21 protein-coding genes and 1 pseudogene are annotated in these 25,984 nt (G+C 69.1%); 11 read left to right on the top strand and 11 right to left on the bottom strand.

The genetic code is table 11. The features are described 5' to 3' along the window. Positions 1–45 precede the first annotated feature (45 nt). The gene (gene uvrA, locus ACWIF2_RS07720; protein ID WP_454359200.1) at positions 46–3,087 is read right to left on the bottom strand and encodes an excinuclease ABC subunit UvrA; all 3,042 of its coding nucleotides are present in this window, start codon (positions 3,085–3,087) and stop codon (positions 46–48) included. Positions 3,088–3,309: 222 nt separating this feature from the next. On the opposite strand from uvrA, the gene ACWIF2_RS07725 reads away from it, so the two are divergent. Together ACWIF2_RS07725 and ACWIF2_RS07730 are read left to right on the top strand one after the other, a co-directional pair. Beyond that, a complete protein-coding gene (locus ACWIF2_RS07725; RefSeq protein ID WP_454359201.1) occupies positions 3,310–3,999 on the top strand; it encodes a maleylpyruvate isomerase family mycothiol-dependent enzyme in 690 nt (229 codons plus the stop codon). Positions 4,000–4,049: 50 nt separating this feature from the next. Further along, positions 4,050–4,703: an MBL fold metallo-hydrolase gene (locus tag ACWIF2_RS07730; protein ID WP_454359202.1), complete on the top strand. Its 654-nt coding sequence runs from the start codon at positions 4,050–4,052 to the stop codon at positions 4,701–4,703. Between the two features lie 669 nt (positions 4,704–5,372). Here the strand turns inward: ACWIF2_RS07730 and ACWIF2_RS07735 are convergent. Beyond that, entirely contained in the window at positions 5,373–5,696 is a 324-nt protein-coding gene (locus tag ACWIF2_RS07735) for a CU044_2847 family protein (protein WP_454359203.1), read from the bottom strand. 130 nt (positions 5,697–5,826) lie between these two features. Between ACWIF2_RS07735 and ACWIF2_RS07740 the strand changes: the two genes are divergently transcribed. After that, positions 5,827–6,513: a hypothetical protein gene (locus tag ACWIF2_RS07740; protein ID WP_454359204.1), complete on the top strand. Its 687-nt coding sequence runs from the start codon at positions 5,827–5,829 to the stop codon at positions 6,511–6,513. Between the two features lie 27 nt (positions 6,514–6,540). Then, a complete protein-coding gene (locus ACWIF2_RS07745; protein WP_454359205.1) occupies positions 6,541–8,658 on the top strand; it encodes a CHAT domain-containing WD40 repeat protein in 2,118 nt (705 codons plus the stop codon). A 285-nt stretch (positions 8,659–8,943) separates the two neighbouring features. Here ACWIF2_RS07745 and ACWIF2_RS07750 read toward each other — a convergent pair whose 3' ends face one another. After that, a complete protein-coding gene (locus ACWIF2_RS07750; protein ID WP_454359206.1) occupies positions 8,944–9,552 on the bottom strand; it encodes a hypothetical protein in 609 nt (202 codons plus the stop codon). Positions 9,553–9,975: 423 nt separating this feature from the next. On the opposite strand from ACWIF2_RS07750, the pseudogene ACWIF2_RS07755 reads away from it, so the two are divergent. From ACWIF2_RS07755 to ACWIF2_RS07770, 4 genes and pseudogenes are all read left to right on the top strand, one after another. Beyond that, a pseudogene (locus ACWIF2_RS07755) lies at positions 9,976–10,161 on the top strand (MBL fold metallo-hydrolase); the annotation flags it as partial. Positions 10,162–10,452: 291 nt separating this feature from the next. Further along, positions 10,453–11,325: an ABC transporter substrate-binding protein gene (locus ACWIF2_RS07760; RefSeq protein WP_454359207.1), complete on the top strand. Its 873-nt coding sequence runs from the start codon at positions 10,453–10,455 to the stop codon at positions 11,323–11,325. Further along, a complete protein-coding gene (locus ACWIF2_RS07765; RefSeq protein ID WP_454359208.1) occupies positions 11,322–12,224 on the top strand; it encodes an amino acid ABC transporter permease in 903 nt (300 codons plus the stop codon). Before ACWIF2_RS07760 ends, ACWIF2_RS07765 begins: the two co-directional genes overlap by 4 nt. Continuing rightward, positions 12,221–12,973: an amino acid ABC transporter ATP-binding protein gene (locus ACWIF2_RS07770; RefSeq protein WP_454359209.1), complete on the top strand. Its 753-nt coding sequence runs from the start codon at positions 12,221–12,223 to the stop codon at positions 12,971–12,973. The genes ACWIF2_RS07765 and ACWIF2_RS07770 overlap by 4 nt, the downstream gene beginning before the upstream one ends. 85 nt (positions 12,974–13,058) lie before the next feature. Here the strand turns inward: ACWIF2_RS07770 and aroQ are convergent, their stop codons facing one another. Further along, positions 13,059–13,532, bottom strand: a complete 474-nt coding sequence (gene aroQ, locus ACWIF2_RS07775) for a type II 3-dehydroquinate dehydratase (RefSeq protein ID WP_454359210.1) — start codon at positions 13,530–13,532, stop codon at positions 13,059–13,061. A 103-nt stretch (positions 13,533–13,635) separates the two neighbouring features. Between aroQ and ACWIF2_RS07780 the strand changes: the two genes are divergently transcribed. Beyond that, positions 13,636–14,682: a S66 family peptidase gene (locus ACWIF2_RS07780; protein ID WP_454359211.1), complete on the top strand. Its 1,047-nt coding sequence runs from the start codon at positions 13,636–13,638 to the stop codon at positions 14,680–14,682. Between the two features lie 93 nt (positions 14,683–14,775). Next, positions 14,776–16,068 (top strand): MFS transporter, encoded by a 1,293-nt coding sequence (locus ACWIF2_RS07785; protein ID WP_454359212.1) that lies wholly within the window; start codon positions 14,776–14,778, stop codon positions 16,066–16,068. On the opposite strand, the gene ACWIF2_RS07790 is transcribed toward ACWIF2_RS07785, so the two are convergent. From ACWIF2_RS07790 to ACWIF2_RS07820, 7 genes are all read right to left on the bottom strand, one after another. Continuing rightward, entirely contained in the window at positions 16,058–17,158 is a 1,101-nt protein-coding gene (locus ACWIF2_RS07790) for a calcium:proton antiporter (RefSeq protein WP_454359213.1), read from the bottom strand. The two genes, ACWIF2_RS07785 and ACWIF2_RS07790, sit on opposite strands and share 11 nt — an antisense overlap. A gap of 63 nt (positions 17,159–17,221) precedes the next feature. Continuing rightward, positions 17,222–17,524, bottom strand: a complete 303-nt coding sequence (locus ACWIF2_RS07795) for a hypothetical protein (protein ID WP_454359214.1) — start codon at positions 17,522–17,524, stop codon at positions 17,222–17,224. Between the two features lie 129 nt (positions 17,525–17,653). Next, positions 17,654–18,655, bottom strand: a complete 1,002-nt coding sequence (locus ACWIF2_RS07800; RefSeq protein ID WP_454359215.1) for a TerC family protein — start codon at positions 18,653–18,655, stop codon at positions 17,654–17,656. A 224-nt stretch (positions 18,656–18,879) separates the two neighbouring features. Continuing rightward, positions 18,880–20,898 carry a TerD family protein gene (locus ACWIF2_RS07805; protein ID WP_454359216.1) on the bottom strand — a complete coding sequence of 673 codons (2,019 nt, stop codon included), beginning with the start codon at positions 20,896–20,898 and terminating at the stop codon, positions 18,880–18,882. 78 nt (positions 20,899–20,976) lie between these two features. Next, entirely contained in the window at positions 20,977–21,555 is a 579-nt protein-coding gene (locus tag ACWIF2_RS07810; RefSeq protein ID WP_454359217.1) for a TerD family protein, read from the bottom strand. Between the two features lie 139 nt (positions 21,556–21,694). After that, entirely contained in the window at positions 21,695–23,848 is a 2,154-nt protein-coding gene (uvrB, locus tag ACWIF2_RS07815) for an excinuclease ABC subunit UvrB (protein ID WP_454359218.1), read from the bottom strand. A 40-nt stretch (positions 23,849–23,888) separates the two neighbouring features. Next, the gene (locus ACWIF2_RS07820; protein ID WP_454359219.1) at positions 23,889–24,761 is read right to left on the bottom strand and encodes an MHYT domain-containing protein; all 873 of its coding nucleotides are present in this window, start codon (positions 24,759–24,761) and stop codon (positions 23,889–23,891) included. 286 nt (positions 24,762–25,047) lie between these two features. Between ACWIF2_RS07820 and ACWIF2_RS07825 the strand changes: the two genes are divergently transcribed. After that, complete coding sequence (locus tag ACWIF2_RS07825; RefSeq protein ID WP_454359220.1) at positions 25,048–25,920, top strand: glycerophosphodiester phosphodiesterase; 873 nt, start codon at positions 25,048–25,050, stop codon at positions 25,918–25,920. Positions 25,921–25,984 lie beyond the last annotated feature (64 nt).

Here is a 25,984-nt window from a genome sequence, read left to right on the forward strand (position 1 = left end):
GTGCACCACGGGAGTCTCCGTGGTGCACGGCGCGTCTGCGCAGCCTCAGCCCTTGGTCGTCCGCGTCGTCTTCTTCGCGGCGGCCTTCGTGGTCTTGGCGGCCTTCGTGGTCTTGGCCGCCGCCTTCTTGGTGGCGGTGCTGTTGACCCTCTTGATGGCGGTCTTCTTCGCCGGGGTCTGTGCCGCGACCGTCTTCTTCGCCGCCGTCCGGCGCGGTGCCGGCACCGCGGACGCGTCGCTGATGCGGTCGGCGCCGAGGACCTCCCGGAGGAACTTGCCGGTGTGGCTGGTCGGGACCGCGGCGACCTGCTCGGGGGTGCCCTCCGCGACGACCAGGCCGCCGCCGGCACCGCCCTCGGGACCCATGTCGACGATCCAGTCGGCGGTCTTGATCACGTCGAGGTTGTGCTCGATGACGATGACCGTGTTGCCCTTGTCGACCAGTCCGGACAGGACCGTCAGCAGCTTGCTGATGTCCTCGAAGTGCAGACCGGTGGTCGGCTCGTCCAGGACGTAGACCGTGCGGCCGGTGGAGCGGCGCTGGAGCTCGCTGGCGAGCTTGACGCGCTGGGCCTCACCGCCGGACAGGGTGGTCGCGGACTGGCCGAGCCGGACGTAGCCGAGGCCGACGTCCTTCAGGGTCTTCATGTGCCGGGAGATCGCGGGGACCGCCTCGAAGAACTCCGTGGCCTCCTCGATCGGCATGTTCAGGACGTCGGCGATGGACTTGCCCTTGTAGTGGACCTCCAGGGTCTCCCGGTTGTACCGGGCGCCGTGGCAGACCTCGCACGGGACGTACACGTCCGGGAGGAAGTTCATCTCGATCTTGATGGTGCCGTCGCCCGAGCAGTTCTCGCAGCGGCCGCCCTTGACGTTGAAGGAGAAGCGGCCGGGCAGGTAGCCGCGGACCTTCGCCTCGGTGGTCTCGGCGAACAGCTTGCGGATGTGGTCGAAGACGCCGGTGTAGGTGGCCGGGTTGGAGCGCGGGGTGCGGCCGATGGGCGACTGGTCGACGTGCACGACCTTGTCGACGAGGTCGTCGCCGTCCACGCGCGTGTGCCGCCCGGGCACGCTCCTCGCGCCGTTCAGCTCACGGGCCAGGTGGGTGTACAGGATGTCGTTGACCAGGGTCGACTTGCCTGATCCGGACACGCCGGTGACGGCCGTGAGCACGCCCAGTGGGAAGGACACGTCGATGTCCTGGAGGTTGTTCTCCCGGGCGCCGTGCACCGTGAGCTGCCGGGACGGGTCCAGCGGGCGCCGGATGTCGGGCAGCGGGATGGCCTTCTTGCCTGACAGGTACAGACCGGTCTGGGACTCGGCATTGGCGAGCAGCTCCTTGAGGGAGCCGCTGTGCACCACCTTGCCGCCGTGCTCACCGGCGCCGGGGCCGATGTCGACGATCCAGTCGGCGGTCTTGATGGTGTCCTCGTCGTGCTCGACGACGATGAGCGTGTTGCCCATGTCGCGCAGCCGGACCAGGGTCTCGATCAGGCGGTGGTTGTCGCGCTGGTGCAGACCGATGGACGGCTCGTCGAGGACGTACAGGACGCCGACCAGCCCGGAGCCGATCTGGGTGGCCAGACGGATGCGCTGGGCCTCGCCTCCGGAGAGGGTGCCCGCCGCGCGGTTCAGCGAGAGGTAGTCCAGGCCGACGTCGACCAGGAACCGCAGCCGTTCGTTGACCTCCTTCAGCACGCGCTCGGCGATCTTCTTGTCGCGGGCGGTGAGCTTCAGCTCGCCCAGGAAGTCCGCGCAGTCGCTGATCGACATCGCGGAGACCTCGGCGATGGACTTGCCCATGATCGTGACCGCGAGGACGATCGGCTTCAGACGCGTGCCCTCACAGGTGGGGCAGGGCACCTCGCGCATGTAGCCCTCGAAGCGCTCACGGCTGGAGTCGCTCTCGGCCTCGCTGTGCCGGCGCTTGACGAAGGGGATGGCGCCCTCGAAGGCCGTGGTGTACCGGCGCTCGCGTCCGTAGCGGTTGCGGTAGCGGACCTCGACCTGGGTCTTGTGGCCGTGGAGCAGGGCCTTCTTGGCGCGCTGCGGCAGGCCCGCGAAGGGGATGTCCGTACGGAAGCCCAGCGCGTCGGCCAGGGCGCCGATGAGGCGGCCGAAGTAGTCCTTGGTGTGGCCGTGCGACCAGGGGTGGATGGCGCCTTCGTCGAGGCTCTTGTCCTCGTCCGGGACGATCAGCTCCGCGTCGACCTCCATGCGGGTGCCGATGCCGGAGCAGTCCGGGCAGGCGCCGAAGGGCGAGTTGAAGGAGAAGGAGCGGGGCTCCAGCTCCTCGAAGGAGAGGTCGTCGTACGGGCAGTACAGGTGCTCCGAGTACATGCGCTCGCGCTCGGGGTCGTCCTCGGGGAGGTCGACGAAGTCCAGCACGACCATGCCGCCGGACAGGCCGAGGGCGGTCTCCACGGAGTCGGTGAGGCGGCGCTTGGCGCCCTCCTTGACCGTGAGGCGGTCGACGACCACCTCGATGGTGTGCTTCTCCTGCTTCTTCAGCGTGGGCGGGTTCGACAGCTGGATGGTCTCGCCGTCCACGCGCGCGCGGGAGTAGCCCTTGGTCTGGAGCTCGGCGAAGAGATCGACGAACTCGCCCTTGCGCTCGCGCACCAGCGGCGACAGCACCTGGAAGCGGCTGCCCTCCGGCAGCTCCAGGACCTTGTCGACGATGGCCTGCGGCGACTGGCGTGAGATCGGGCGGCCGCACTCGGGGCAGTGCGGCTTGCCGATGCGCGCGAAGAGCAGGCGCAGGTAGTCGTAGACCTCGGTGATGGTGCCGACCGTGGAGCGCGGGTTGCGCGAGGTCGACTTCTGGTCGATGGAGACTGCCGGGGAGAGGCCTTCGATGAAGTCGACGTCCGGCTTGTCCATCTGGCCGAGGAACTGCCGGGCGTAGGAGGAGAGCGACTCCACGTAGCGCCGCTGTCCCTCGGCGAAGATGGTGTCGAAGGCCAGCGAGGACTTGCCCGACCCCGACAGGCCCGTGAAGACGATGAGCGAGTCGCGCGGGAGGTCGAGCGAGACGTTCTTGAGGTTGTGCTCGCGCGCTCCACGAACGATGAGACGGTCGGCCACGCCGGTCCGCACCTTTCTTGAGAGAAGTGACAGGGGCGGGGCCCCCGTCATTCTCAGACTAGGGGGAGCCACTGACAACGCCGGTCGGATTCACGGGTTGCCAACAAACCCCGGCTCTCCAGCATGCCCGACGTCACGTCCGACCATATAGCACGTACATTCGATTTACGGCACTCGTTCACCACCTTCACCCAAAGGTGTGGCGGGACTAGGGTCAGCACCATGATTGATCACGGTCATGACCTGGCGTCTGTACATGACGCTACCGAGCGGCTGCTCATCGCAGTCGGCAAACTGGACAACGCGTCTGTGACGCAGCCGTCACGGCTTCCCGGCTGGACCCGCGGCCACGTCCTCGCCCACCTCGCCCGCAACGCGGACGCCCTCGTGAACGTCCTCGAGGGGCGACCCATGTACGTCTCCGGCGAGGCCCGGGACGGCGACATCGAGCGGGACGCCCCGCGCGCCCTCGACGTCCAGCTCGCCGACCTGCGCGAGAGCGCGGCCCGCTTCCAGGAGACCGGGGCCGCTCCGGCGGACTGGTCGCGCACGGTGGAGCTGCGCAACGGGGTCACGGACTCCGCGTCCCGGGTGCCGTTCCGGCGCTGGGTGGAGGTGGAGCTGCATCACGTGGACCTGGGGATCGGGTACGAGCTGGAGGATCTGCCGGCGGAGTTCGCCGAGCGGGAGATCGTCTTCCTGGCCGACCGCTTCGCCGGGCATCCCGAAGTACCGCCCACGCGCCTCACGGACGGCACGCGCGCGTGGAGCACCGGGCGGGAGCGGGGCGACGGGCCCGAGGTGACCGTCACCGGCTCCCCGGCCAATCTGCTGGGCTGGCTCGCCGGCCGCCGTGCCGGATCCGGCCTGACGGTGGCCGGCGGCCCGCTTCCGGCGCTGCCCCCGCTCTAGGACCCGGAGCTCCAGCACCGGGGCCACTCCCCCGCTATAGGCTGGCGGACATGACGTACAGCGGAGAGGTGACGGTCGGCGGGCCTGCCGACGTGCATGAGCTCAAGGACCTGATGATCACCAAGATCGCGGTCGGCCCGATGAACAACAACGCCTATCTGCTGCGGTGCCGGGCCACGGACGAGCAGTTGCTGATCGACGCCGCGAACGAGGCGGAGACGCTGCTCGGCATGATCGGTGGCGACGGCATCGCGTCCGTCGTCACCACCCACCAGCACGGCGACCACTGGCAGGCACTCGCCGAGGTCGTGGCGGCCACCGGCGCCCGCACGTACGCGGGCCGGGACGACGCCGAGGGCATCCCCGTACGGACCGACGTGCTGGTCGACGACGGCGACACCATCCAGGTGGGGCGCGTGGAACTCACCGCGCGCCACCTGGTCGGCCACACGCCCGGCTCGATCGCCCTCGTCTACGACGACCCGCACGGGCATCCCCATGTGTTCACCGGGGACTGCCTGTTCCCGGGCGGTCCCGGCAGGACAACACGTCCGGAAGAGTTCAACTCCCTCATGGACGGCCTGGAGACCAAGGTCTTCGACGTCCTGCCCGACGAGACGTGGGTCTACCCCGGCCACGGCAACGACACCACCATCGGCACGGAGCGGCCCCACCTCGCGGAGTGGCGCGCACGAGGCTGGTAACCGTTCAAAAACGACCGCTCCGTTTCGAATCCGAAACGGAGCGGTCGCGCGTTCAGGCCCGTCGGGACCCGGAAAACGTCATGCCCCGAGGACGGTGGCGTCCAGAGCTCCACCACCGATGTCGGAAACAGTGACCAGGGGTCACTGCTATAGATCGTCATCGGGTTGGTCTGTACGGGTACTCCGGCCTTGGCGGCCGTCCGGCCACGGTCGATCACCTCGGCCACCCGTCGAAGGCTCACGGGACCAGGGGAGGCGCTAATGGGTCGCGTGGATCTCGGCGTACAGCTCGGCCGCCCGGCGCTGCGCGTCCCGGAGCTTCTGGGGGTAGCCGAGGGGGTCGAATGGCTTCTCTGCGGCGAGGGCCTGCTCGGAGGCAAGGGTGGTGGCGCTGGTTCCGACCCCCGCTCCCGCGGCGATTTCCTCGCGTCGACGGTGAGGGGGTGATCAGGTGAGGGCGGCGCGGTGCTCCGGCGTACGGCTGGGAGCCGGGTGTGCGCTCCGGCTACCTGCGCGCTGGGGTGAGAGGGCTGTGATGGGTTGCGGCGCGCGGGAGGTGCCGCCCCAAGGCGCTGCTGGCCATGTCGCACGGCGGCGAAAACGAGGACGGCGGAGAGTCAGGGTGGGGGCAGCTTGGGTCACGCCAGCGGATCTACGGGGCGCACTCGCTCAGGAGGCGTTCCACGTGAGGCTCACCTTCAACTGGGCGGACGCGCCGGCCGCTGAGACGAACGCACCCGCCTGGGCGCTCAGCTCGACGCCGAACTCCACCACGAGCGCATCTGGTTTGTGCACGAATTCCTCCACTTGTGTGGCAACGCTTCGGCTCACCGCACGGACGACACCCATCGCCGACTCGAATGTTCCCTCGGCCCGCGCCATCACGGCGGATGCCGAGGCTCCGCGGGTGACAACAGGGCTTTCTGCTTGCTCGTCAGAAACTCTGACCAGCACCGTACTGCCGTCCTGTAGCACGAACTCTGCAAGGGTCATAGACTCGTAATAACACGAACTGCTGCGGCTAGCCACTTAGTTGACCGTTCTCCCATTTGCTGGCCTTGCGGTATGTGGAGCAGGGTCGGCGGGAGCGTGACATGCGGGGAGTCACCCGAGGAGCGGAACCATGCCACTCGCGATAGAAATCCTACTCGTCCTCGTCGGCATTCTTCTTCTGGCGCTTGCGCTGATCGGCAGCGGAATATCCCGACGCCTGATGACTATACCCAGAATGCATAAATGGCCCCGCATAGTCATAGCCGTCCTCGGTGTCGTGATGCTTGTCGGCGGAGGCTGGCTTTTGATGACCCCTAACGAGGAGGATGGTCCCTCCTATGCGGACCTCGAGGATCACATACCCAGCACGTTGACGAGCTGGATGACGTGCGAGAAGCACAGTGAGGCACCCGAGGGAGCAGTCGAGGCGATGTGCACGTCGAGCGACGGCGCGCAAACCGTATATTACTCGCTATTCAAGGAGGTCAACTCCATGCAGGCGTTTTACACGAAGAGCGTCGACCCGGAAGCACTTACCGATTCCGAGTGCAGTAGCGTGGAGGATTTCCAATCAGGCGGCAAGAGTATCTATGGCAACGACGAATTCCCCGTGCTGGGCGACGTGGCGTGCCAGGTTGGCAGCGACGACAGTCTTTGGATGACCTACACGGATCGGCGATTCAACATCGTCGTGGAGGCAAACCACGCTGAGCAAGAAGATGTTTCCGGATTCTCCGACTGGATGGCTGACACCACACCTGTAGGGGCCGCAAACTCCACACCCGCGACACCCACCCAAACCGCAGCACAGCAGTGATCTCGTGCCACGGAAGAGAAGGCTGTCATGGCCGAGGAGTTCGACTTCGTGGTTCAGATGAGCGAGACACCCGGCGGGTACGAGATTGAGGTGTCCTCATCAGCTGGCGAGGACCGGGAAGTCGTCAATGTTAGCACCGACGATCTGCTGAGTAGAATGCCCGATCTGCAAGCCGCGATTCTGGGATCGTCCGTTCACTCCCGAGGGGCCGGCAGCGAACTCGAGGAGCCGGTTCTGCAAATCGGTGACGCTTTGTTTGATTCAGTCTTCCAGAACTCCATCAAAGGGCTTTACATCTCCAGCAAGCAAAAAGCGGAAGAGCAGGACCACGTGCTGCGTATCGTTCTTCGGGTGCGGTCGCCAGAACTTGCCGCCCTCCCGTGGGAACTTCTTCACGACTCGAAGCACGGCGGCTACCTGTGCCTGAATCACCCCATCGTGCGCTATGTCGACATCCTGAAACCAGTCGCACCGCTTCGCGTGTCGCCGCCGCTCCGTGTGCTCGGAATGGTAGCTCTTCCCGGTTCTCTGGCGAGCCTGGACACCGAAACCGAGAAAGAGAATCTGCACGCCGCATTGAAGCCACTCATCGACGAGGATATGGTGCGGCTCGAATGGGTTCCGGGAAACAAGAAAAGCGACTTGTACAGCGCTCTGCTGCATGGCGGATGCCATGTTCTGCATTTCATCGGTCACGGAAGGTTCGACGAGCATCGACGTCAGGGCACAATCATTTTCGTCGACGAGAGAGGACGGGAGGACCCGTTGCATGCGGAAGCACTCGGTTCTCTCATCAGCGTCGGCCAACCGCGCCCACGCCTGGTCGTACTCAACAGTTGCCAGACGGGAACCTCCAACGCTCAGGACCTCTTCTCCAGTACGGCAGCCCAGTTGGAGCACACAGTCCCGGCAGTGGTGGCCATGCAGTTCGCCGTGACCGACATGGCGGCCGTGCTGTTCTCCCGCGCGTTCTACCAGGCCCTCGCGGCGAATCGCCCCGTCGACGAGGCGGTGCGCGCCGGTCGTATAGCGTTGCGGGTCCACAAGGACGACAGCCTGGAGTGCTTCACACCGGTTCTGTACCAGCGCGCCGGCGACGCCAGGCTCTTCGACCTCACTGCGCGAACACCCCCGCCTCCCCCGGCGCCCGAGACGACCGAGCCTCCGCCGGAACGCGGAAAGCACGGCGTGGATACGGAGCCGGAGACAGAGCCGAACAGAAAGCGGGCCGAGACCGGCTCTGGCCCGGGGAAGATGACCGACATTCCGGTCCTGCCGGTGATCGACACGGACCACTGGGTCGTGAGCATGGCCGTGCATCCCCGGGGGCGTCTGCTCGCCACAGGTGCCCGCCGACTCGTGCGCCTATGGGACACGTCCACCGGTCAGGCGGAATGGGAGCGCCGGATCCCGGGCTGGAGCACGATGGCGAATGCCGTCTGCTTCAGCCCCGACGGCGGCCTCTTGGCCGTCGGCAGTTCCGACAACACGGCACGTGTGTGGGACCTCGCGACCGGTCAGGTCTCACTGGAACTCGCGCACCGACATTTCGTGAACGCCGTCGACTTCGACGCCAGGACCCGCCGTCTGGCCACAGGCGACTCCGATTCCTTGGCTTGTCTTTGGGATCTCCGTACGGGCAGCAAAATGCTGACCCTGCGGCACGGTCGGGCAGTCAGGGACGTCAGGTTCAGCCCGGACGGGACATTGCTGCTCACCGCCAGCGAGGATCGGCACGCGTACGTCTGGGACACGGCAAGCGGCGAACAGCGGGCGCGGATCCCGCACGAGAGCTACGTCCTCGGCGCCGCCTTCTCTCCTGATGGGCGACGGATTGCTACCTGCAGCGAGGACCGAACCGCTCAGATACGGGACACCAGCACCTGGGAGCCCCTCTTCCACGTCGAGCATCGGAGCGGTCTGCGCGCAGTGGCCTTCAGCCCCGACGGCGCCCTGATCGCCACGGGCAGCGAGGACGGCGCGGTACACGTATGGAGCGCGACCACAGGCGAGCAGGTACTGCACATCAAGCACAAACGCTCGGTCAACGTCGTGGCGTTCTACCCCGACGGCCGACACCTGGCGAGCGGCGGTGAGGACAAGAACGTGCGGAGTACGCGGATCTCTACTCGGGGAGCCGGGTGACTGTCAGTCCCTCAAGGCCGGTGAGAGCGCGGCCGCGTAGTGACCAGGTGGCCCCGGGCGCCGGGCGTCCGTGGGTCAGTGGACCTCGCGTGCGTACGGTGCGACGGTGATCCGGTCGATCAGCGGCGCGTAGCGCGAGCAGAACAGGACGCTGGGGAACGTGTCCGAGGCGTAGGTAGTGCGCCGTCGAGGTTCGGCAGTTCCTCGGAGCGGAAGCCGATCGTATTCCTTCCCTTCTTCAGTCGGACCGGGACGGCCAGCTCCCAGGAGTCGTTCTCGTGGAAGCTATGCGGGAAGCCGACGCGCCGCGCCGCCGTTGACGCTGATGTCGGCGTGGCGGGCGAGCAGTCGGGGTTGTAGTGCGTGGCCTCGGAGTGTTCGGGGTTGGAGTAGCGGATGCTCAGCGCGTACAGACCGGCCCGCTCGGCCGTCACGGTGAACGCCGCGGTGTTGCCGTTGCGGGCCCCGCCGATTGTCCGTGATCGCCGCGCCGTCGGTGGCGAGGAACAGCGGGGCGAGCGTGGTCGAACCGGCGAGCGTCGCGTCCCCGGCTTCATAGATGCGCGCCGGCAGCGTGCCCTCGGTTGGTGTGACCGTGAGGCGGTCGACGAGGGTCGTGGCCGGGCCACCACCGGTCGCGGTCACCTTGTTGACGCCGCCGGAGGGGGAGACCGCCGCATGGCTCCGGTCCTTGGCCAGGCACAGCACGTCATGGCCGTTGACGGCAAGCTGGGCACCGCTGCCGCCGAGCGTGTCGACCTGGAGGGTGGCCTCGCGGTCGGCCGGTGAGTAGACCCAGAACGTCGCGCTATGGCCGGCTGTAGCGGGTGGTGTGGCGGACCGTACGGCGCAGGACACGACCGCCGTGGCGGCGGACGTACCGGCTCGTCGCACGGGCCGCCTTCGGGGTGCACGGCGCAGGAGCCGGGCTCCTCGACGTCCCGCGCGGCGACTGCGCCGGGCGATGGAACGGCCGGCGTCCTTCGCGGCGCTCAGGGCCAGGGCCCGGCCGCACGAGGCCACGCAACGCTTGTAGCGGCATCCAGTTTCGCACCGGCTGGCGGTGCCGTGGGCGGGGCGTCCTGCGCCCTTGCCCTTCCCTCCGGCCTTCCCGCCCTTGTTGCCCTTGCCCGCCGGGCCGGTCGGGGTGCCGCCGCCCTTTGGTGGCCTTGTCCTTGCCGCCGCGCTTGCTGGGGTTCTTGGTGCCCTTGCCGGTCGGCTTCGGCCCGGAGTCCTTGCCGCCCCCGCCCGACCCGCCGGAGCCCTTGCCCTTGGCCGGAGCCCTTGCCCTTGGGGTCCTTGCCGCCGCCGTTGCCCTTCCCCGGCGGTGTGGGCAACACACACAAGGATCCCAAGGCGTTCGCCAGCCTGCTCCACGATGTCGAGACCAGGATCTTCGACGTCCTCCCGGACGAGACATGGGTCTACCCGGGGCACGGCAACGACACGACGCTGGGCACGGAGCGCCCGCAGCTTCCGGAGTGGCACGCGCGCGGGTGGTGACGGTGGCGCGGAGCGCGTGCGTGTCGGGTGATGAGCCGCGCACGCACCCCGTGTGAACGCTTCGCACACGCCGGTGTCGTGCGCGCGCTCCCGGTGCGCGTAGTTGCGCAGTCAACTGGTGGGAGCCCCGCGCAGGATGACGGCTCCTGGGCGGATGGGCCGCCGGCCTGTCGATCCCCGCCCTCGGCCGGCGGCCCCGGCCGTTCACGAGATTGCAACACCCGTTCCCACCATGCGGAACATGTCGGCGTGACCTCGACAAACAGGTCCGTCGGCTGCCAATCTCCCGCCATGCATCCTGCCCCGCGCGCCCTGCGCCGCGCTGCCGCCGCCGTCGCCCTTCTCGCCGCCGCCGTGAGCTGCGCTCCGCAGCCGGAGGCCTCGGACAGGCCGTCGGCATCGGCCGGAAGCACCTGCGCGAAGGGCAAGTTGGCCACCCACACCTCGGGCAAGCTGACGATCGCCACCGACGAACCCGCCTACGAGCCGTGGTTCAAGGACGACGACCCCGCCGGCGGCAAGGGCTTCGAGTCGGCGGTCGCGTACGCCGTCGCCGAGCGGCTCGGGTACGGCAAGGACAAGGTCGCCTGGCAGACCGTCCCGTTCAACAAGGCCTTCGCGCCCGGCGAGAAGACCTTCGACTTCGACATCAACCAGGTGTCCGTCAGCGCCGAACGCAAGAGAGCCGTGGACTTCTCGTCCGGCTACTACGACGTCCGCCAGGCCGTCGTCGCGCTGAAGGGCTCCAAGGCCGCGAAGGCGAAGAGCATCGCCGACCTGAAGGACGTGAAGCTGGGCGCCCAGGTCGGCACCACCAGCCTCGACTACATCGACGACGTGGTGAAGCCGAAGCAGGAGGCCGCCGTCTACGGCAAGAACGACCAGGCCAAGTCCGCGCTGAAGAACGGCCAGGTCGGCGCCATCGTCGTGGACCTGCCGACCGCCTTCTACATCACCGGCGCCGAGATCACGGACGCGACGATCGTCGGCCAGTTCGAGAACCAGGGTGGTACGCCGGAGCAGTTCGGTCTCGTGCTCGACAAGGGCAGCGCGCTCACCCCCTGCGTCTCGCGGGCCGTGGACGCGCTGCGCGAGGACGGCACACTCGCCAAGCTCGAGCAGCAGTGGCTGTCGGACGCCGTCGACGCCCCGGTGCTCAAGTGACGGTGAACAAGGCGGAGCCGGTGGAGAGCTCCGGCGAGCACGACGCGCCGGACGGGTACGTCCCCTCGCGGCGGCGCCTGGACCGCGAGCGCTACAAGCGCGCCCGCGCCCGGCGTGCCACCGCCATCGGCGCGCTCTCGACCCTCGTCACCGCAGCGGTCCTCTACCTGGTCGTCGTCAACGCCCCGGGCTGGCCGCGTACCAAGGAGACCTTCTTCGACTGGGGATACGCGCGCGAGGCGTTCCCGAAGGTCCTCGAAGGGCTGTGGCTGAACGTCCGGCTGCTGCTGGTCTGCGGTGCCGCGGTGCTCGTCCTCGGCATGCTGATCGCCGTCGCGCGTACGCTTCGCGGCCCGGTGTTCTTCCCGCTGCGCTTCCTGGCCGCCGCCTACACGGACTTCTTCCGGGGGCTGCCGCTCATCATCAACCTGATGATCGTGGTCCTCGGCGTCCCGGCGCTGCGGCTCCAGGGGGTGACCGTCGACCCGGTGCTCCTCGGCGGCACCGCGCTCACCCTGACGTACTCGGCGTACGTCGCCGAGGTGTTCCGCGCGGGCATCGAGTCCGTGCATCCCTCGCAGCGCGCCGCGGCCCGTTCGCTCGGGCTCAGCAACCGGCAGGCGCTGCGCCACGTGGTGCTGCCCCAGGCGGTACGGCGCCAGGTGCCGCCGCTGCTGAACGACCTGGTGTCGCTCCAGAAGGACACCGGGCTCGTCTCGATCGGCGGCGCGGTGGACGCCGTACGGGCCGCCGACATCATCGTGGGCCGCAGCCTCAACTACACGCCGTACATCGTCGCGGGGCTGGTCTTCGTCGCGCTGACCATCCCCATGACCCGCTTCACGGACTGGGTGACGGCACGGATGGACCACCGGCGGGCCCAGGGAGGAACCACATGAGCGAGACGCCCGTGCTGCGCATGGAGTCCGTCCGCAAGACCTTCGGCGGCTCGGTCGTCCTGCGGGACGTCGATCTGGAGGTGGCCCCGCACACGGTCACCGCGTTGATCGGTGCCTCCGGCTCCGGCAAGTCCACGCTGCTGCGGTGCGCGAACCTGCTGGAGGAGATCGACGACGGGGCGATCTGGCTGGACGGCGAGGAGATCACCGACCCGCGCGTCGACCAGGACGCCGTGCGCCGCCGGATCGGCGTGGTCTTCCAGTCGTACAACCTCTTCCCGCACATGACGGTCCTGGAGAACATCACGCTCGCTCCGCGCCGGGTGCACGGCCTGGGGCGCGCCGAGGCCGAGGCACGCGCGCGTGAGCTGCTGGAGCGGCTGGGGCTGGGCGGGAAGGCGGGTGAGTACCCGGACCGGCTGAGCGGCGGCCAGCAGCAGCGGGTGGCGATCGTGCGTGCCCTGGCCGTACGCCCCCGGCTGCTGCTGCTCGACGAGATCACCGCCGCGCTCGATCCCGAGCTGGTGGGCGAGGTCCTCACCGTCGTCCGCGGCCTGAAGGACGAGGGCATGACCATGGTGCTGGCCACGCACGAGATGGGTTTCGCGCGGGAGGTCGCCGACCAGGTGTGCTTCCTGGAGGGCGGCGTGGTGCTGGAGCGCGGGACCGCCGAGCAGGTCTTCGGGGAACCGCGGCAGGAGCGCACACAGCGCTTCCTGCGGCGGATCGTGGAGGCGGGGCGGCTGTAGTCGGTGGCGAGGCGGGTGTAGTCGGGGCAAGGCTGGTGTAAGGGGCGCTCGCCATGGTCGTCGGGGCTTACATCGCGGGCAGGCTCTACGTGTCCGCCTGGCCCGCCCCCGCCAGCGCCGCGACGCGCTCCACCCCGAACACGTAGCCCTGCACACCACAGCCCGCGATGACACCGTCGGCACGCAGCGAGACATAGGAGTGGTGCCGGAACGACTCGCGCTTGTGGATGTTGGAGATGTGGACCTCCAACACCGGCATGCCGTCGCAGGTGTTGAGGGCGTCCAGGATGGCGACGGAGGTGTGCGAGTAGGCGCCCGGGTTGATCACGATGCCGCAGTGGTTCAGCCGCGCCTCGTGGATCCAGTCCACCAGCTCGCCCTCGTGGTTGGACTGGCGGAAGTCGACCGTACCGCCGTGCGCGGCCGCCGCCTTGGCGCACAGGGCCTCCACGTCGGCGAGGGTGTCGGAGCCGTAGATCTCCGGCTGACGCTGGCCGAGCAGGTTCAGGTTGGGGCCGTTGAGGATCATGATCGGGGCGTGGGCCAGGGTGCGGGGCACGGTTCCTCCGGTCCGTTCAGGGTCGGGCGGCCCGTGACGGACCGCTGCTCGGACCCGGTTTATCACGGTGCGCCGACAGCGCGCCGGGCCGTAGCCTCCCAGCATGACGAGCCTCTCCTACCCGCCCAAGCCGTCGCCCGGTGACCGTATCGCCGTGATCTCGCCCTCCTCCGGTCTTCCTGGGCTCTTCCCGCTCCCTTACGAGCTGGGCCTGGAGCGGCTGCGCAAGGAGTACGGGCTGGAGCCGGTCGAGTATCCGGCGACGCGCAAGATGGGCTCCTCCCCACGGGAACGGGCCGACGACATCCACGCCGCCTTCGCCGACCCGGACATCAAGGCGGTCATCGCGTCGATCGGCGGGGACGACCAGATCACCGTGCTGCCGCTGCTGGACCGGGAGTTGATCCGGGCGAACCCGAAGCCGTTCTTCGGGATGAGCGACAACACCAACCTGCTCGCGTTCCTGCGCAACAGCGGCATCGTCGGCTACCACGGCGGGAGCGTCATGTGCGAGCTGGGCCGTCCTGGCGCCATGCACCCGCAGACCGCCGAGTCCCTGCGGGCGGCCCTGTTCACCTCCGGCCCGTACGAGCTGAAGCCCGCCGAGTGGTGGCGTGACGTCGACCGGGACTGGGCGGATCCGGCGACCTTCGATGCCGAGCCGGAGACCCGGCCCGGGACCGGCTGGACCTGGGTCAACGCCGACCGGGTGGTGGAGGGCCGCAGTTGGGGTGGGTGCATGGAGATCGTCGGCTGGCTCCTGATGGCCGACCGCGAGATCGCGCACGACCTGTCCGAGTACGACGGCGGGGTGCTGCTGCTGGAGACCTCGGAGGAGATGCCGAGTGCCGCGGAGGTCTTCAGCACCCTGCGCAACATGGGCGAGCGCGGGCTGCTCCAGCGCTTCCCGGCGCTGCTGATGGGCCGCCCGAAGACCTGGTTCTTCGAGCGCCCCAACACCCCGGAGGAAGCCGCTCGTTACGCGTCCGACCAGCGTGAGGCGGTCCTGCGCGCCATGCGGGTCTACGCTCCCGACACCACGATCGTCTTCGACGTGGACTTCGGGCACACCGATCCGCAACTGGTGATCCCGTACGGGGGAACCGTGCGCGTGGACGGCCCGGACCGGCGCATCACGGTCACCTACTGAAGGACCCCGACCCCCCGCGCGCCCCCGTAACCGGCCGTCACCGTGGGTAGTTGACGCGGCATGCACGACGTACGCACCGTAAGGGCACCCTCCATGCCGCGCCTCGCGGCCGCCTCGCTCGCCGGCACGGCCATCGAGTTCTACGACTTCTTCGTCTACGGGACCGCGGCGGCCCTCATCCTGGGGCCGCTGTTCTTCCCAACCTTCTCGCCGGTGGCCGGGACGCTGGCCGCCTTCGCCACCTTCGGCGTGGGCTTCGTGGCGCGGCCGCTGGGGTCGGTGCTGTTCGGGCACATCGGGGACCGGCGCGGACGACGGCCGGTCCTCGTTGCCTCCCTGCTGCTGACCGGCGCCTCCACGGTCGCGGTCGGCTGTGTGCCGACGTACGACACGATCGGCGTGCTCGCTCCCCTGCTGCTCCTGGTGCTGCGTTTCCTGCAGGGGCTGGGGCTCGGCGGGGAGTGGGGCGGGGCGGTGCTGCTGACGGTGGAGCACGCGCCCGCCGGCCGGCGCGGGCTGTGGTCGAGCTTCCCGCAGGTCGGGCCCGCGGTGGGGTTCCTGCTCGCCAACGGTGTGGTGCTGGGGCTGTCGACGACCCTGTCCGAGGCGCAGTTCGCCGCATGGGGGTGGCGGGTGCCGTTCTGGGCGGCGGGGGTGCTGGCGATCGTGGGGCTGTGGCTGCGCTCGTCGCTCGCCGAGAGCCCCAGCTTCCTCGAACTCGACGACCACGCGCGCGTGCCCCTCGCCGAGGTCCTGCGCCACCACTGGCGCCTCCTCCTGCTGACCGGCGGAGCGCTCGCGATCGGCTACGCGATCTTCTACGCCGTGACGACCTGGTCCCTCGCCTACGGCACGGAACGGCTCGGGGTGAGCCGCGGCGTCATGCTGACCTGCATCATGGGCGCGGTGCTCGTGAAGGGCGCGCTCACACCGCTGGTGGCCATGCTCGGGGACCGCTACGGCCGACGGCCGATGTGCCTGGCCGGGTGCGCGGCAGCCGCCCTGTGGATGTTCCCGATGGTCGCGCTTCTCGCCACCGGCGCACCGCTGCCGATGTTCCTCGGCTTCCTCGGGGCGATGCTCTCGTTCATCACGATGTTCGCCGTGATCGCCGCGTATCTGCCGGAGCTGTACGAGCCGCGGGTGCGCTGCACCGGCGCCGCCGTCGGCTACAACCTCGGCGGTGTCCTCGGCGGCGCGCTCACGCCGATCGTGGCGACGGCGCTCGCCGAGCAGGGCGGGCGGGTGCCCTGGGGCGTGGCCGCGTATCTGACGGTGATCGCGCTGTTCAGCCTGGGGTGCTTCGCGCTGCTGCCGGAGACGCGACCGGTGCCGGTGGAGCCGGGGGCGAAGGCCGGCGCCGAGGCCGAGGCGTCTACGGGTTGATCGCCAGCTCCAGATACGCCGCGAACAGCACCAGATGGACCCCGCCCTGGAGTGGTGTGGCCCGGCCCGGGACCACCGTCAGGGAGGCCACCACCACGGTCAGGGCGAGCAGCACCATGTGCGTGGCGCCGAGGCCGAGCACCAGCGGGCCGGACAGCCACACGGACGCGAGCGCGACGGCGGGGATGGTCAGTCCGATGCTGGCCATGGCCGAGCCGAGGGCGAGGTTCAGACTGGTCTGCACGCGGTCGCGGCGTGCGGAGCGCAGTGCGGCGATGGTCTCCGGGAGCAGCACCAGCAGCGCGATGATCACACCGACCACGGCCTGGTGCAGCCCCGCGGCCTCCACCCCGGACTCGATGGTGGGCGACACACCCTTGGCCAGGCCGACCACGCCGATCAGCGCCAGGCCCAGCAGTCCCAGGCTGATCAGGGCGGTACGAGCGGTCGGCGCCGCGGCGTGCTCCTCGGCGGTGATCACGTCGCCCTGCCGGGTGATCGGCAGGAAGTAGTCCCGGTGCCGCACGGTCTGCGTCGCGACGAACAGGCCGTACAAGATCAGCGAGGAGAGCGCCGCGAAGGTCAGCTGGACGGTGGAGAACTCCGGGCCCGGCTTGCTCGTGGTGAACGTCGGCAGGACCAGGCTGAGCGTGGCCAGGGTCGCGACGGTCGCGAGTGCGGCCCCGGTGCCCTCGGGGTTGAAGACGGCCGTGCCGTGCCGCAGCGAGGCGACCAGGAGGCACAGGCCGACGATGCCGTTGCAGGTGATCATCACGGCCGCGAAGACCGTGTCGCGGGCCAGTGTCGAGCTCTTGTCCCCGCCGTCGACCATCAGGGTGACGATGAGGGCGACCTCGATGATCGTGACGGCGACGGCGAGAACGAGGGAGCCGAACGGTTCACCGACCCGGTGCGCCACCACCTCGGCGTGGTGGACGGCGGACAGAACAGCTCCCGCCAGGACCAGGGTCACCAGCGCGGCGACAGCGGCGGGCAGATCGCGCCCCCAGGTAAGGATCAGCAGCACGGCCGCGAGTACGGGCACCAAGGTCGTCCACTGTGCCGTGAGCGGCCTGCGCCGAGCGATCATGCAGTGATCGTCGCAGAGGTGCGGGGGCCCCGCACTCCGGTCGCGCGGGGCCCGTGCCGGAGGCTACTTGAGCTCGCTCGCGTCCAGGAGGTCGCAGTTGGTGTACACCCGGTCGCCGATGCAGAGCGCGCCCAGTTGCTCCGCCATCGCGCTGGTCTCGGGGTCGTCGCTGTTGCGCATGGCCTCGTCGTACGACTCGAACTCGATCAGCGCCAGATAGCGGCGGGGGTTGTCGCGGTCCTTCAGGAGCATGCGGTGGGTGGGGCCGCCCGTCCGGCCGGCGAAGCGCCGCTCGGCGTCTTCGAAGACCTGCTCCATCTCGTCCAAGCGCTCGGTCTCGAAGTCGATGATCTGCACGAACTTCATGGCACCTCCAGCCGGCCTCGGCGCCCCCGGGCCGGGGTACGCGCTCAGGAACAAGCAAGCACCGGGACCGGTGGTCGGCAATTCGCCGCGCACCGGTCCCAGTGATGGTTGTTCCTACGTCCGAGGTGGTCAGACGTCGATGCTGTCCTTCGGAGCGCTTCCGCTCTGCCCCTGCGCCGCCTCGGCCGCCGCCTGCTTCTTGGAAGCGCGCAGGCTGGTGATCGTGGTGACGATCAGGACGGCACAGATCACGCCGAGCGACACCGGAATGCTGATCTCGGGGACGTGCACCCCGGACTCGTGCAGGGCGTGGAGCACCAGCTTCACGCCGATGAAGCCCAGGATGATCGACAGGCCATAGCTGAGGTGGACCAGCTTCTTCAGCAGGCCGCCGATGAGGAAGTACAGCTGGCGCAGGCCCATCAGGGCGAACGCGTTGGCCGTGAAGACGATGTACGGGTCCTGTGTCAGGCCGAAGATCGCGGGGATGGAGTCGAGGGCGAACAGCACGTCGGTGGTGCCGATCGCGAGCATCACGACCAGCATCGGGGTCATGACCCGCTTGCCGTTCTCCTGGATCCACAGCTTGGTGCCGTGGTAGCGGTCGGCCACTCCGAAGCGGCGCTCGGCCGCCTTGAGCAGCTTGTTCTCCTCCCACTCCTCGTCCTCCTGGTCCGCGCGGGCCTCCTGGATGAGCTTCCAGGCGGTCCAGATGAGGAAGGCGCCGAAGATGTAGAACACCCAGGCGAAGCTGGCGAGGATCGCCGCGCCGGCGGCGATGAAGATGGCCCGCAGGACCAGGGCGATGAGAACACCGATCAGGAGAACGCGCTGCTGGTACTGCGAGGGCACCGCGAACTTCGCCATGATCAGGACGAAGACGAAGAGGTTGTCGACGCTCAGCGACTTCTCTGTGATGAAGCCCGCGAAGAACTCACCGGCGGGCTGGCCGCCGCCGAACACCAGCAGACCGAGCCCGAAGAGCGCGGCGAGCACGATCCAGACGATCGTCCAGATCCCGGCTTCCTTGATCGACACGTCGTGCGGTTTGCGGCCGATGAAGAAGTCGACCGCGATCAGGGCGGCAAGGCCCACGATCGTCAGGACCCATAGGGTCACGGAAACATCCACTGCGCCTCCGGCAGTCGTTAACGGCAAATGTCAGCGTCGTCGCTGCCGGAGGTCTCTTCCACCCAAGGATGGGCCGACGCCCCGGGATCTGGCCGGATCCGTATTGACGGGTACGTCGCAGCAGACAGGGAGTACTCCCCTCCGTGCCGACAACAGTACCGCAATCACCAAGAACAGGTAAAGCGCTTGGCAAAAGAAGGACCAAAAACCCAGGTCAAGAGGCTTTACAAGTACTTGGTGCGGGCTGCCGCGACCTGGCTGAGCACCTGCTGGAGGATCTGGCTGCCGGGCGGCACAAGCGAGGGCTCGTACGTCCAGGCATGACCGACCCATGGGTCGGCGAGGTGATCGTCGGGCACGGACGTCAGTCGCAACAGCGAACGCCACAACGGGTCGAGCAAAGGACCGTATCCGGAGGACTCCTCACGGTCGGCCACCATCATCAGGTGAACGCCGAAGGCGGGACCCTCGTCGGCGAGGTAGCGCAGCTGGTTCACGGCACGGTCGTCGAAGCCATGCGGGAAGTCGTTGACGATCAGCAGCTGCTGCGAGGTGTCGAAGCCGGGCGGCAGGGAGTCGGCGGCGCCTCCCCGTACCGCCATCTGCACCAGGTCGACCCGCTGGGTGAGCCGCCCCAGCACGTCTGCCACCCCTGCGGCGCCGAGCGCGGGCGGGGCCGCGAGCACACCGGTCCGCACCAGAGGTGTCAGGGGCTGCGCCCCCGAGCCGGCCGGGTCGATGACATGGACGGTGAACTCACCCGCCGGATAGACGGCGAGCAGCCGGGCCGCGTGCGCGACCGCCGTCTCCATGGCGAGACGCCCCATGGCGTGCGAGTCGGTGAACGAACCGTCGGACGATCCGGTGTGGCCGCTGTCGATCCACAGGCCGCGCTCCAGCGGCAGCCGGACCAGCATCGGGATTCGGATCCGGTCGGCCTCGGGGAGACGGAGGTCGCCCAGGCGCAGCGCCATGGGGATCTCCATCGGCGGCCGGTAGGTATGCCATACCGGGTTGTCCCAGCGGGCGTACGCCGGCGGCAGGGCCGGTTCGACGACGTCGGCCTCGGCCGCGAGCTGGGAGAGGTCCCGGTCGAGGGCCTCCCTGGCCTGGGCGACGAGCTGTGCGTGCCGGGCGCGGGCCGCCTCACGGGCGGCGTCGCCCTGCCCGCCGATCCGGCTGCGCGGGTCGGACAGGACCTGCTCGAGCTCCTTGTCCATACGGGACTCGGCGAAGTCGACCGCGCTGCGGTAGGCGGCGGTGGTGCGGGCCAGGTCCTCGAACATGCCCCACACCTGGTTGTAGAGCCGCTCCTCCATGGACCAGCCGGTCGCGTCGCCCGCCACGGGCTGGGCGGGCTGCCCGGGGGCGGCAGGGGGTGCGGTGGGCGGCGGCGGGGGCGGAGCGGCGTTCTGGCGGCGCGGATGGCTGTAGTCGATCGGGCCGCCCGCGGTGGGCCCGGACGGCTGGGTGACGGCGGAGGGATCCGGTGCCGCGCCGGGGTACGGCGACTGCGGTGCGGGCTGTCCCGGGACGCTGGGCGGCTGCCCGCCGTACGGGGACGTGGGCGGTACGGGGCCGGGGGCGCCCTGTGGCGCGGTGCCGCCCTGGTCCGGGCCGAGGGCCGGGGTCGCGGTCTGGCGGGAACGGTCGCCGTCCGCGGTGCGCGGTGGGGGCATCTGCACCGAGCGGGCCAGCCCTCGGGCCACCGCCTCGTCGATGCCGCCCGCGAGCTGCCGGGCCTCGGGCAGGCCCTGGTCTGTGAGGAGTTCGGCGAGGCCGCCCGCATAGCCCTGGCCGACGGCGCGCACCTTCCAGGCACCCTGCCGGCGGTAGAGCTCCAGGGCGACCACGGCCGACTCGGTGTCCAGGCCGGTGAGGGTGTAACTGGCGATCTCGCCGCCGTCGAGGCCGGTGACGGCGACGAACGGGGCGGCGACGGCGCCGAAGCGGACCGGGCCCGCCCCGCCGGGCAGGGCGAGCAGCACACCGACACGGTGGACGGCCTCCGGCAGGGCGTCCAGGTCCACCGCGAGGCGGTGGTCGGCGGCGGCCTGCCGGGAGACCTCGAGACCGGGCTGGGTGGGTGCGCCCGGATGGGCCACCCATTCCACTCCGTGGATCCTGCCGGTCTCGTCGCTGAGCGCGGCCGCGGTCACGATCGGCGTGCCGGCCGAGACCCGGATCTCGAGACGGGCCTGGGAGAGCGGGTGGTTCTGCCCCCGCACCAGCTCGGCCGTCATCGCCTTCGTCCCCCTGTGTCGTTGTGTGGTGTCGTCTGCCGCTCGCCGGCCCGCCCCGAGCGGCTGCCTCCTGAGGCCTTAGAGAACGGGCAGGATCGTCGGCATGAGGTCCTGGAAGGTGCGGCCGTTGGCCGGGTTGCCCAGGGCCGTCATCGACCAGCCCGGGCCCGAGCGGTGCACCTTCGCCATGATCTGGGCCGTGTACTGGCCGCCGCCGGCCAGTGTGTAGCGGGCGAGCTCCTGGCCGTTGGTCTCGTCGACCAGGCGGCAGAACGCGTTCTGCACCTCCTGGAACGTCTGGCCCGTGAAGGAGTTCACGGTGAAGACGATCTGGTCGATGTGGACCGGGACCCGGGAGAGGTCGACGAGGATGGCCTCGTCGTCGCCGCCCTGGCCGACACCGCCGACGAGGTTGTCACCGGTGTGGCGCACCGAGCCGTCGTCGCTCACCAGGTGGCGGAAGAAGACGACGTCGACCGGCTGCTTGTCCGCGAACAGGACGGCGGAGGCGTCGAGGTCGATCTCGCGCGTCCGTGAGCCGAACAGGCCGCGCCGGGGAGCCGCCTGCCAGCCGAGACCCATCCGCACCGCGGTCAGGCTGCCGCCGTCGTTCTTCTGCAGACTGATGGCCTGACCCTTGGTCATGTTGATGGTCACGCGCTGATTCCCCTCTCGAACATCCCCTGTTGCCGCGCATTCGCGGTTGACCAGAACCCTACGCAGGGGCACTGACAGTGACGTAGTCCGGACCGCGCTTTGTGTCGGTCTTGCAACACTGCGCGTACGGGGTCCGCTGTCAGGCCAGGCCCGCCTCCTTCATCTGGCGCAGCTCCTTCTTCATCTCGGAGACCTCGTCGCGCAGCCGGGCCGCGATCTCGAACTGGAGGTCCGCGGCGGCGGCCCGCATGCGGGTGGTGAGCTCCTCGATCTGCCCGGTGAGTTCGGCCGCGGGGCGGTCGGTCGGGACCGTTTCCTTGGCCTTGCCCCTGCCCTTGCCCTTGGCGGGCTTGGCCCCGTCGGCGGCCTTGCCGCCCAGGGAGGGCACGGGCGCCTTGGCGCCCCCGCCGTCCTTGCGCCCCTTGCGGTAGCCCGAGCCGAGCAGCTGCTCGGTGTCGATGTCCTCACGGGCGATCTGGGCGACGATGTCGTTGATCTTCTTGCGGAGGGGCTGGGGGTCGATGCCCTGTTCCGTGTTGTACGCGATCTGCTTCTCCCGGCGCCGGTTGGTCTCGTCGATGGCCTTCTCCATCGCCGGGGTGATCTTGTCGGCGTACATGTGGACCTGGCCCGAGACATTGCGCGCGGCGCGGCCGATGGTCTGGATCAGGGAGGTGCCTGAGCGCAGGAAGCCCTCCTTGTCGGCGTCCAGGATCGCCACCAGGGACACCTCGGGCAGGTCGAGGCCCTCCCGCAGGAGGTTGATGCCGACGAGCACGTCGTACTCGCCGGAGCGCAGCTCACGCAGCAGCTCGACGCGGCGCAGGGTGTCGACGTCGCTGTGCAGATAGCGCACCTGGATGCCCAGCTCCAGGAAGTAGTCGGTGAGGTCCTCGGCCATCTTCTTGGTGAGCGTGGTGACCAGGACGCGCTCGTCCTTTTCGGTTCGCGTCCGGATCTCGTGCACCAGGTCGTCGATCTGGCCCTCGGTGGGCTTGACGACGACCTCCGGGTCGACCAGGCCGGTGGGGCGGATGATCTGCTCGACGACGCCGTCCCCGCGGGAGAGCTCGTAGTTTCCGGGGGTCGCCGACAGGTAGACCGTCTGGCCGATGCGCTCCTGGAACTCCTCCCACTTCAGGGGGCGGTTGTCCAGGGCGGAGGGCAGCCGGAAGCCGTGGTCGACGAGGGTGCGCTTGCGGGAGGCGTCGCCCTCGTACATGGCGCCGATCTGGGGCACCGTGACGTGCGACTCGTCGATGACGAGGAGGAAGTCGTCCGGGAAGTAGTCGAGCAGCGTGTTGGGCGGGGAGCCGGGCTGGCGGCCGTCGAAGTGCATCGAGTAGTTCTCGACGCCGGAGCAGGAGCCGATCTGGCGGAGCATCTCGATGTCGTACGTGGTGCGCATCCTGAGGCGCTGGGCCTCCAGGAGCTTGCCCTGCTTCTCCAGCTCCGAGAGGCGCTCGCCCAGCTCCTTCTCGATGTCGTTGACCGCCCGCTCCAGCCGCTCGGGTCCGGCGACGTAGTGGGAGGCCGGGAAGACGTACAGCTGCTGGTCGTCGCTGATGATCTCGCCGGTGAGCGGATGGAGGGTGGACAGCGCCTCGATCTCGTCGCCGAACATCTCGATGCGGACGGCCAGCTCCTCGTAGACCGGGAAGATCTCGATGGTGTCGCCGCGGACGCGGAAGGTGCCGCGGGTGAAGGCCATGTCGTTGCGCGTGTACTGGATGTCCACGAAGCGGCGCAGCAGCTCGTCCCGGTCGAACTCGTCGCCGACCCTGAGGGGGACCATCCGGTCCACGTACTCCTGCGGCGTACCGAGACCGTAGATGCAGGAGACCGAGGCGACCACAACGACGTCGCGGCGGGTGAGCAGCGAGTTGGTCGCGGAGTGGCGCAGGCGCTCGACCTCCTCGTTGATCGAGGAGTCCTTCTCGATGTAGGTGTCCGACTGCGGGACGTACGCCTCGGGCTGGTAGTAGTCGTAGTACGAGACGAAGTACTCGACGGCGTTGTTCGGGAGCAGCTCGCGGAACTCGTTCGCCAGCTGGGCGGCCAGCGTCTTGTTCGGCGCCATCACGAGGGTGGGGCGCTGAAGCTTCTCGATCATCCACGCGGTGGTGGCGGACTTGCCGGTGCCGGTCGCGCCGAGCAGGACGACATCCTTCTCGCCTGCCTGGACGCGCCGGGCGAGATCGGCGATGGCCGTCGGCTGGTCGCCGTTCGGCTGGTAGGGGCTGACGACCTCGAAGGGCGCCACCGTGCGTTCGATCTGGGAAACGGGCCGCATGGAATCCACCGTACGACCCCGCACTGACAATGGGCTCCGATCAGCGCTTCTGCGGGGTTCGGGAGCGGCTGTGCTCCACGGGGCGGCGGGGGCGGAACCGCAGTCGGTGCGCCGAGTGGCGGACGGCGCTGTGCGTGTGGGCGGGAACGCCGGGCTTCTGCTCGACGGGAGCGACGGTGGGCTTCCCCATGACCATCAGCGGATCGAACATCACCACGACACCCGCGAGCAGGAGGAAGGCCAGCGGGCCGATCAGCATGGGCGCGAGCAGGGCCGCCGGCGACTCTCCCGATGTGGGGGCGCCCGTGCCGTGGAGGTGGACGTCCAGGGCGGCCATACCGGTGTAGTGCATGCCGCTGACGGCGAGCCCCATGACAAGGCTGGCGCCCACGCTCCACAGGAATCCCCGGACCTGGCCGGCCGCCCACAGCGCGGCCGTGGCGGCACACATGGCGATCGCGACGGAGATGCCGACGGTGAAGGTGTTGTACTCGAGCTTCCCGTCCAGGCGCATGCTGGCCATGCCGAGGTAGTGCATCGACGCGATGCCCAGACCGGTGATGGTGCCTCCGGTGAACAGGGCCGTTCCCCGGGCGCCCTTGTAGCCCACGATGAAGACCCCGACGCCCACCATGACGACCGCCACGGCGAGGCTCGCGAAGGTCATCGCCTTGTCGTAGTGGATCGGGGTCTCCTGGACCGTGAACCCCATCATCGCGACGAAGTGCATGGTCCATATGCCGGAGCCGATGGCGGCGGAGCCGAGGGCGAGCCAGCCGGGGCGCCACGACTGGGCGACGAGCATGGATCTGGTGGTGCACCGCAGCCCCAGGGCGCCGCCGAGGCAGGCCATGAGGTAGGCCACCAGGGGTGTGACCAGGCCGTAGCTGAATCCGTCGACCGTGCCCTGCATGCGCGGCTGCCCTTCCCGCCCTTTGCGTCCCGGAACTCCTGATGTGCCCCCCTCCCAGGACCGCACGAGCGGTCAGGGTTGACGCAGAGAGTATGACTCCCACCGGAATGGTCGAACGACTTTCCGGCAAAGAAACACGGCCTTGCCCCAGTTGTGCGGCACCAGTGAGCGGACTTGGGTCATCTGCGTTCAACCTGTGGCCATCCTGCACCCCTCTCGCGTTGACCCTCTGCTGTCACAGTTGATCTGTCTGTGATGCCGCCGAACGCTCACGCGAGGAGTACGCATGCACGCGCGCGCTGTTGCCGCCTCCACCACCGCACTCCTGGGGACCGCCGCTCTCCTCGTCCCCGTCTCCCCCGCCGGGGCAGCGGACGCCGAGGGGGCGCCGCTGGTCATCGCCCACCGGGGCGCTTCCGCGTACGCGCCCGAGAACACGCTGGCCGCCGTGGACAAGGCGGCGGAGCTGGGCATCCCCTGGGTGGAGAACGACGTCCAGCAGACCAGGGACGGCGAGCTGGTGGTCGTCCACGACGACAACCTGCGGCGCACCACCGATGTCGAGGAGGTCTTCCCCGGGCGGGCCCCCTGGAAGGTGAAGGACTTCACCGCCGCCGAGATCGCCCGTCTCGACGCGGGCAGCTGGTTCGGCCCGGCCTACGCGGGCGCGCGCGTGCCGACGCTGGAGCAGTTCGTGGACCGCCTCGAGCGGCACCATCAGAAGCTTCTCCTGGAGATCAAGAACCCGGAGCTGTATCCGGGCATAGAGCGCCGGACTCTCAAGGTGCTCAGCAACGAGGGCTGGCTCGACAAGTCACATCTGGCGGGCCGGCTGATCGTGCAGAGCTTCAGCGCGGACAGCGTGCGGACGGTCCACGAGCTGAAGCCCGGGGTGAAGACCGGCTTCCTGGGGACGCCCCCGGTGTCGGAGCTGTCCTCCTACGCCGGTTTCGCCGACCAGATCAACCCGTCGTACGGCTCGATCTCCACGGCGTACGTCTCCGCCGTCCAGGGGTTCGACGGACCGCACGGCACGCCCATGGAGGTCTTCACCTGGACGGTCGACGACGCGACCACGGCCAAGCGGGTCGCCCGGTACGGCGTCGACGGGATCATCACGAACAAGCCGGACGTGGTGCGGGAGGCCGTGGGCGGGTGATCCGCCGCCCCGGCAGCAGCCTGCCGGCCCTGCCGCCGCGGCGGCGCTGTCAGTGGTGGGCCGT

The sequence above is a fragment of the Streptomyces sp. NPDC055506 genome, from assembly GCF_053643595.1.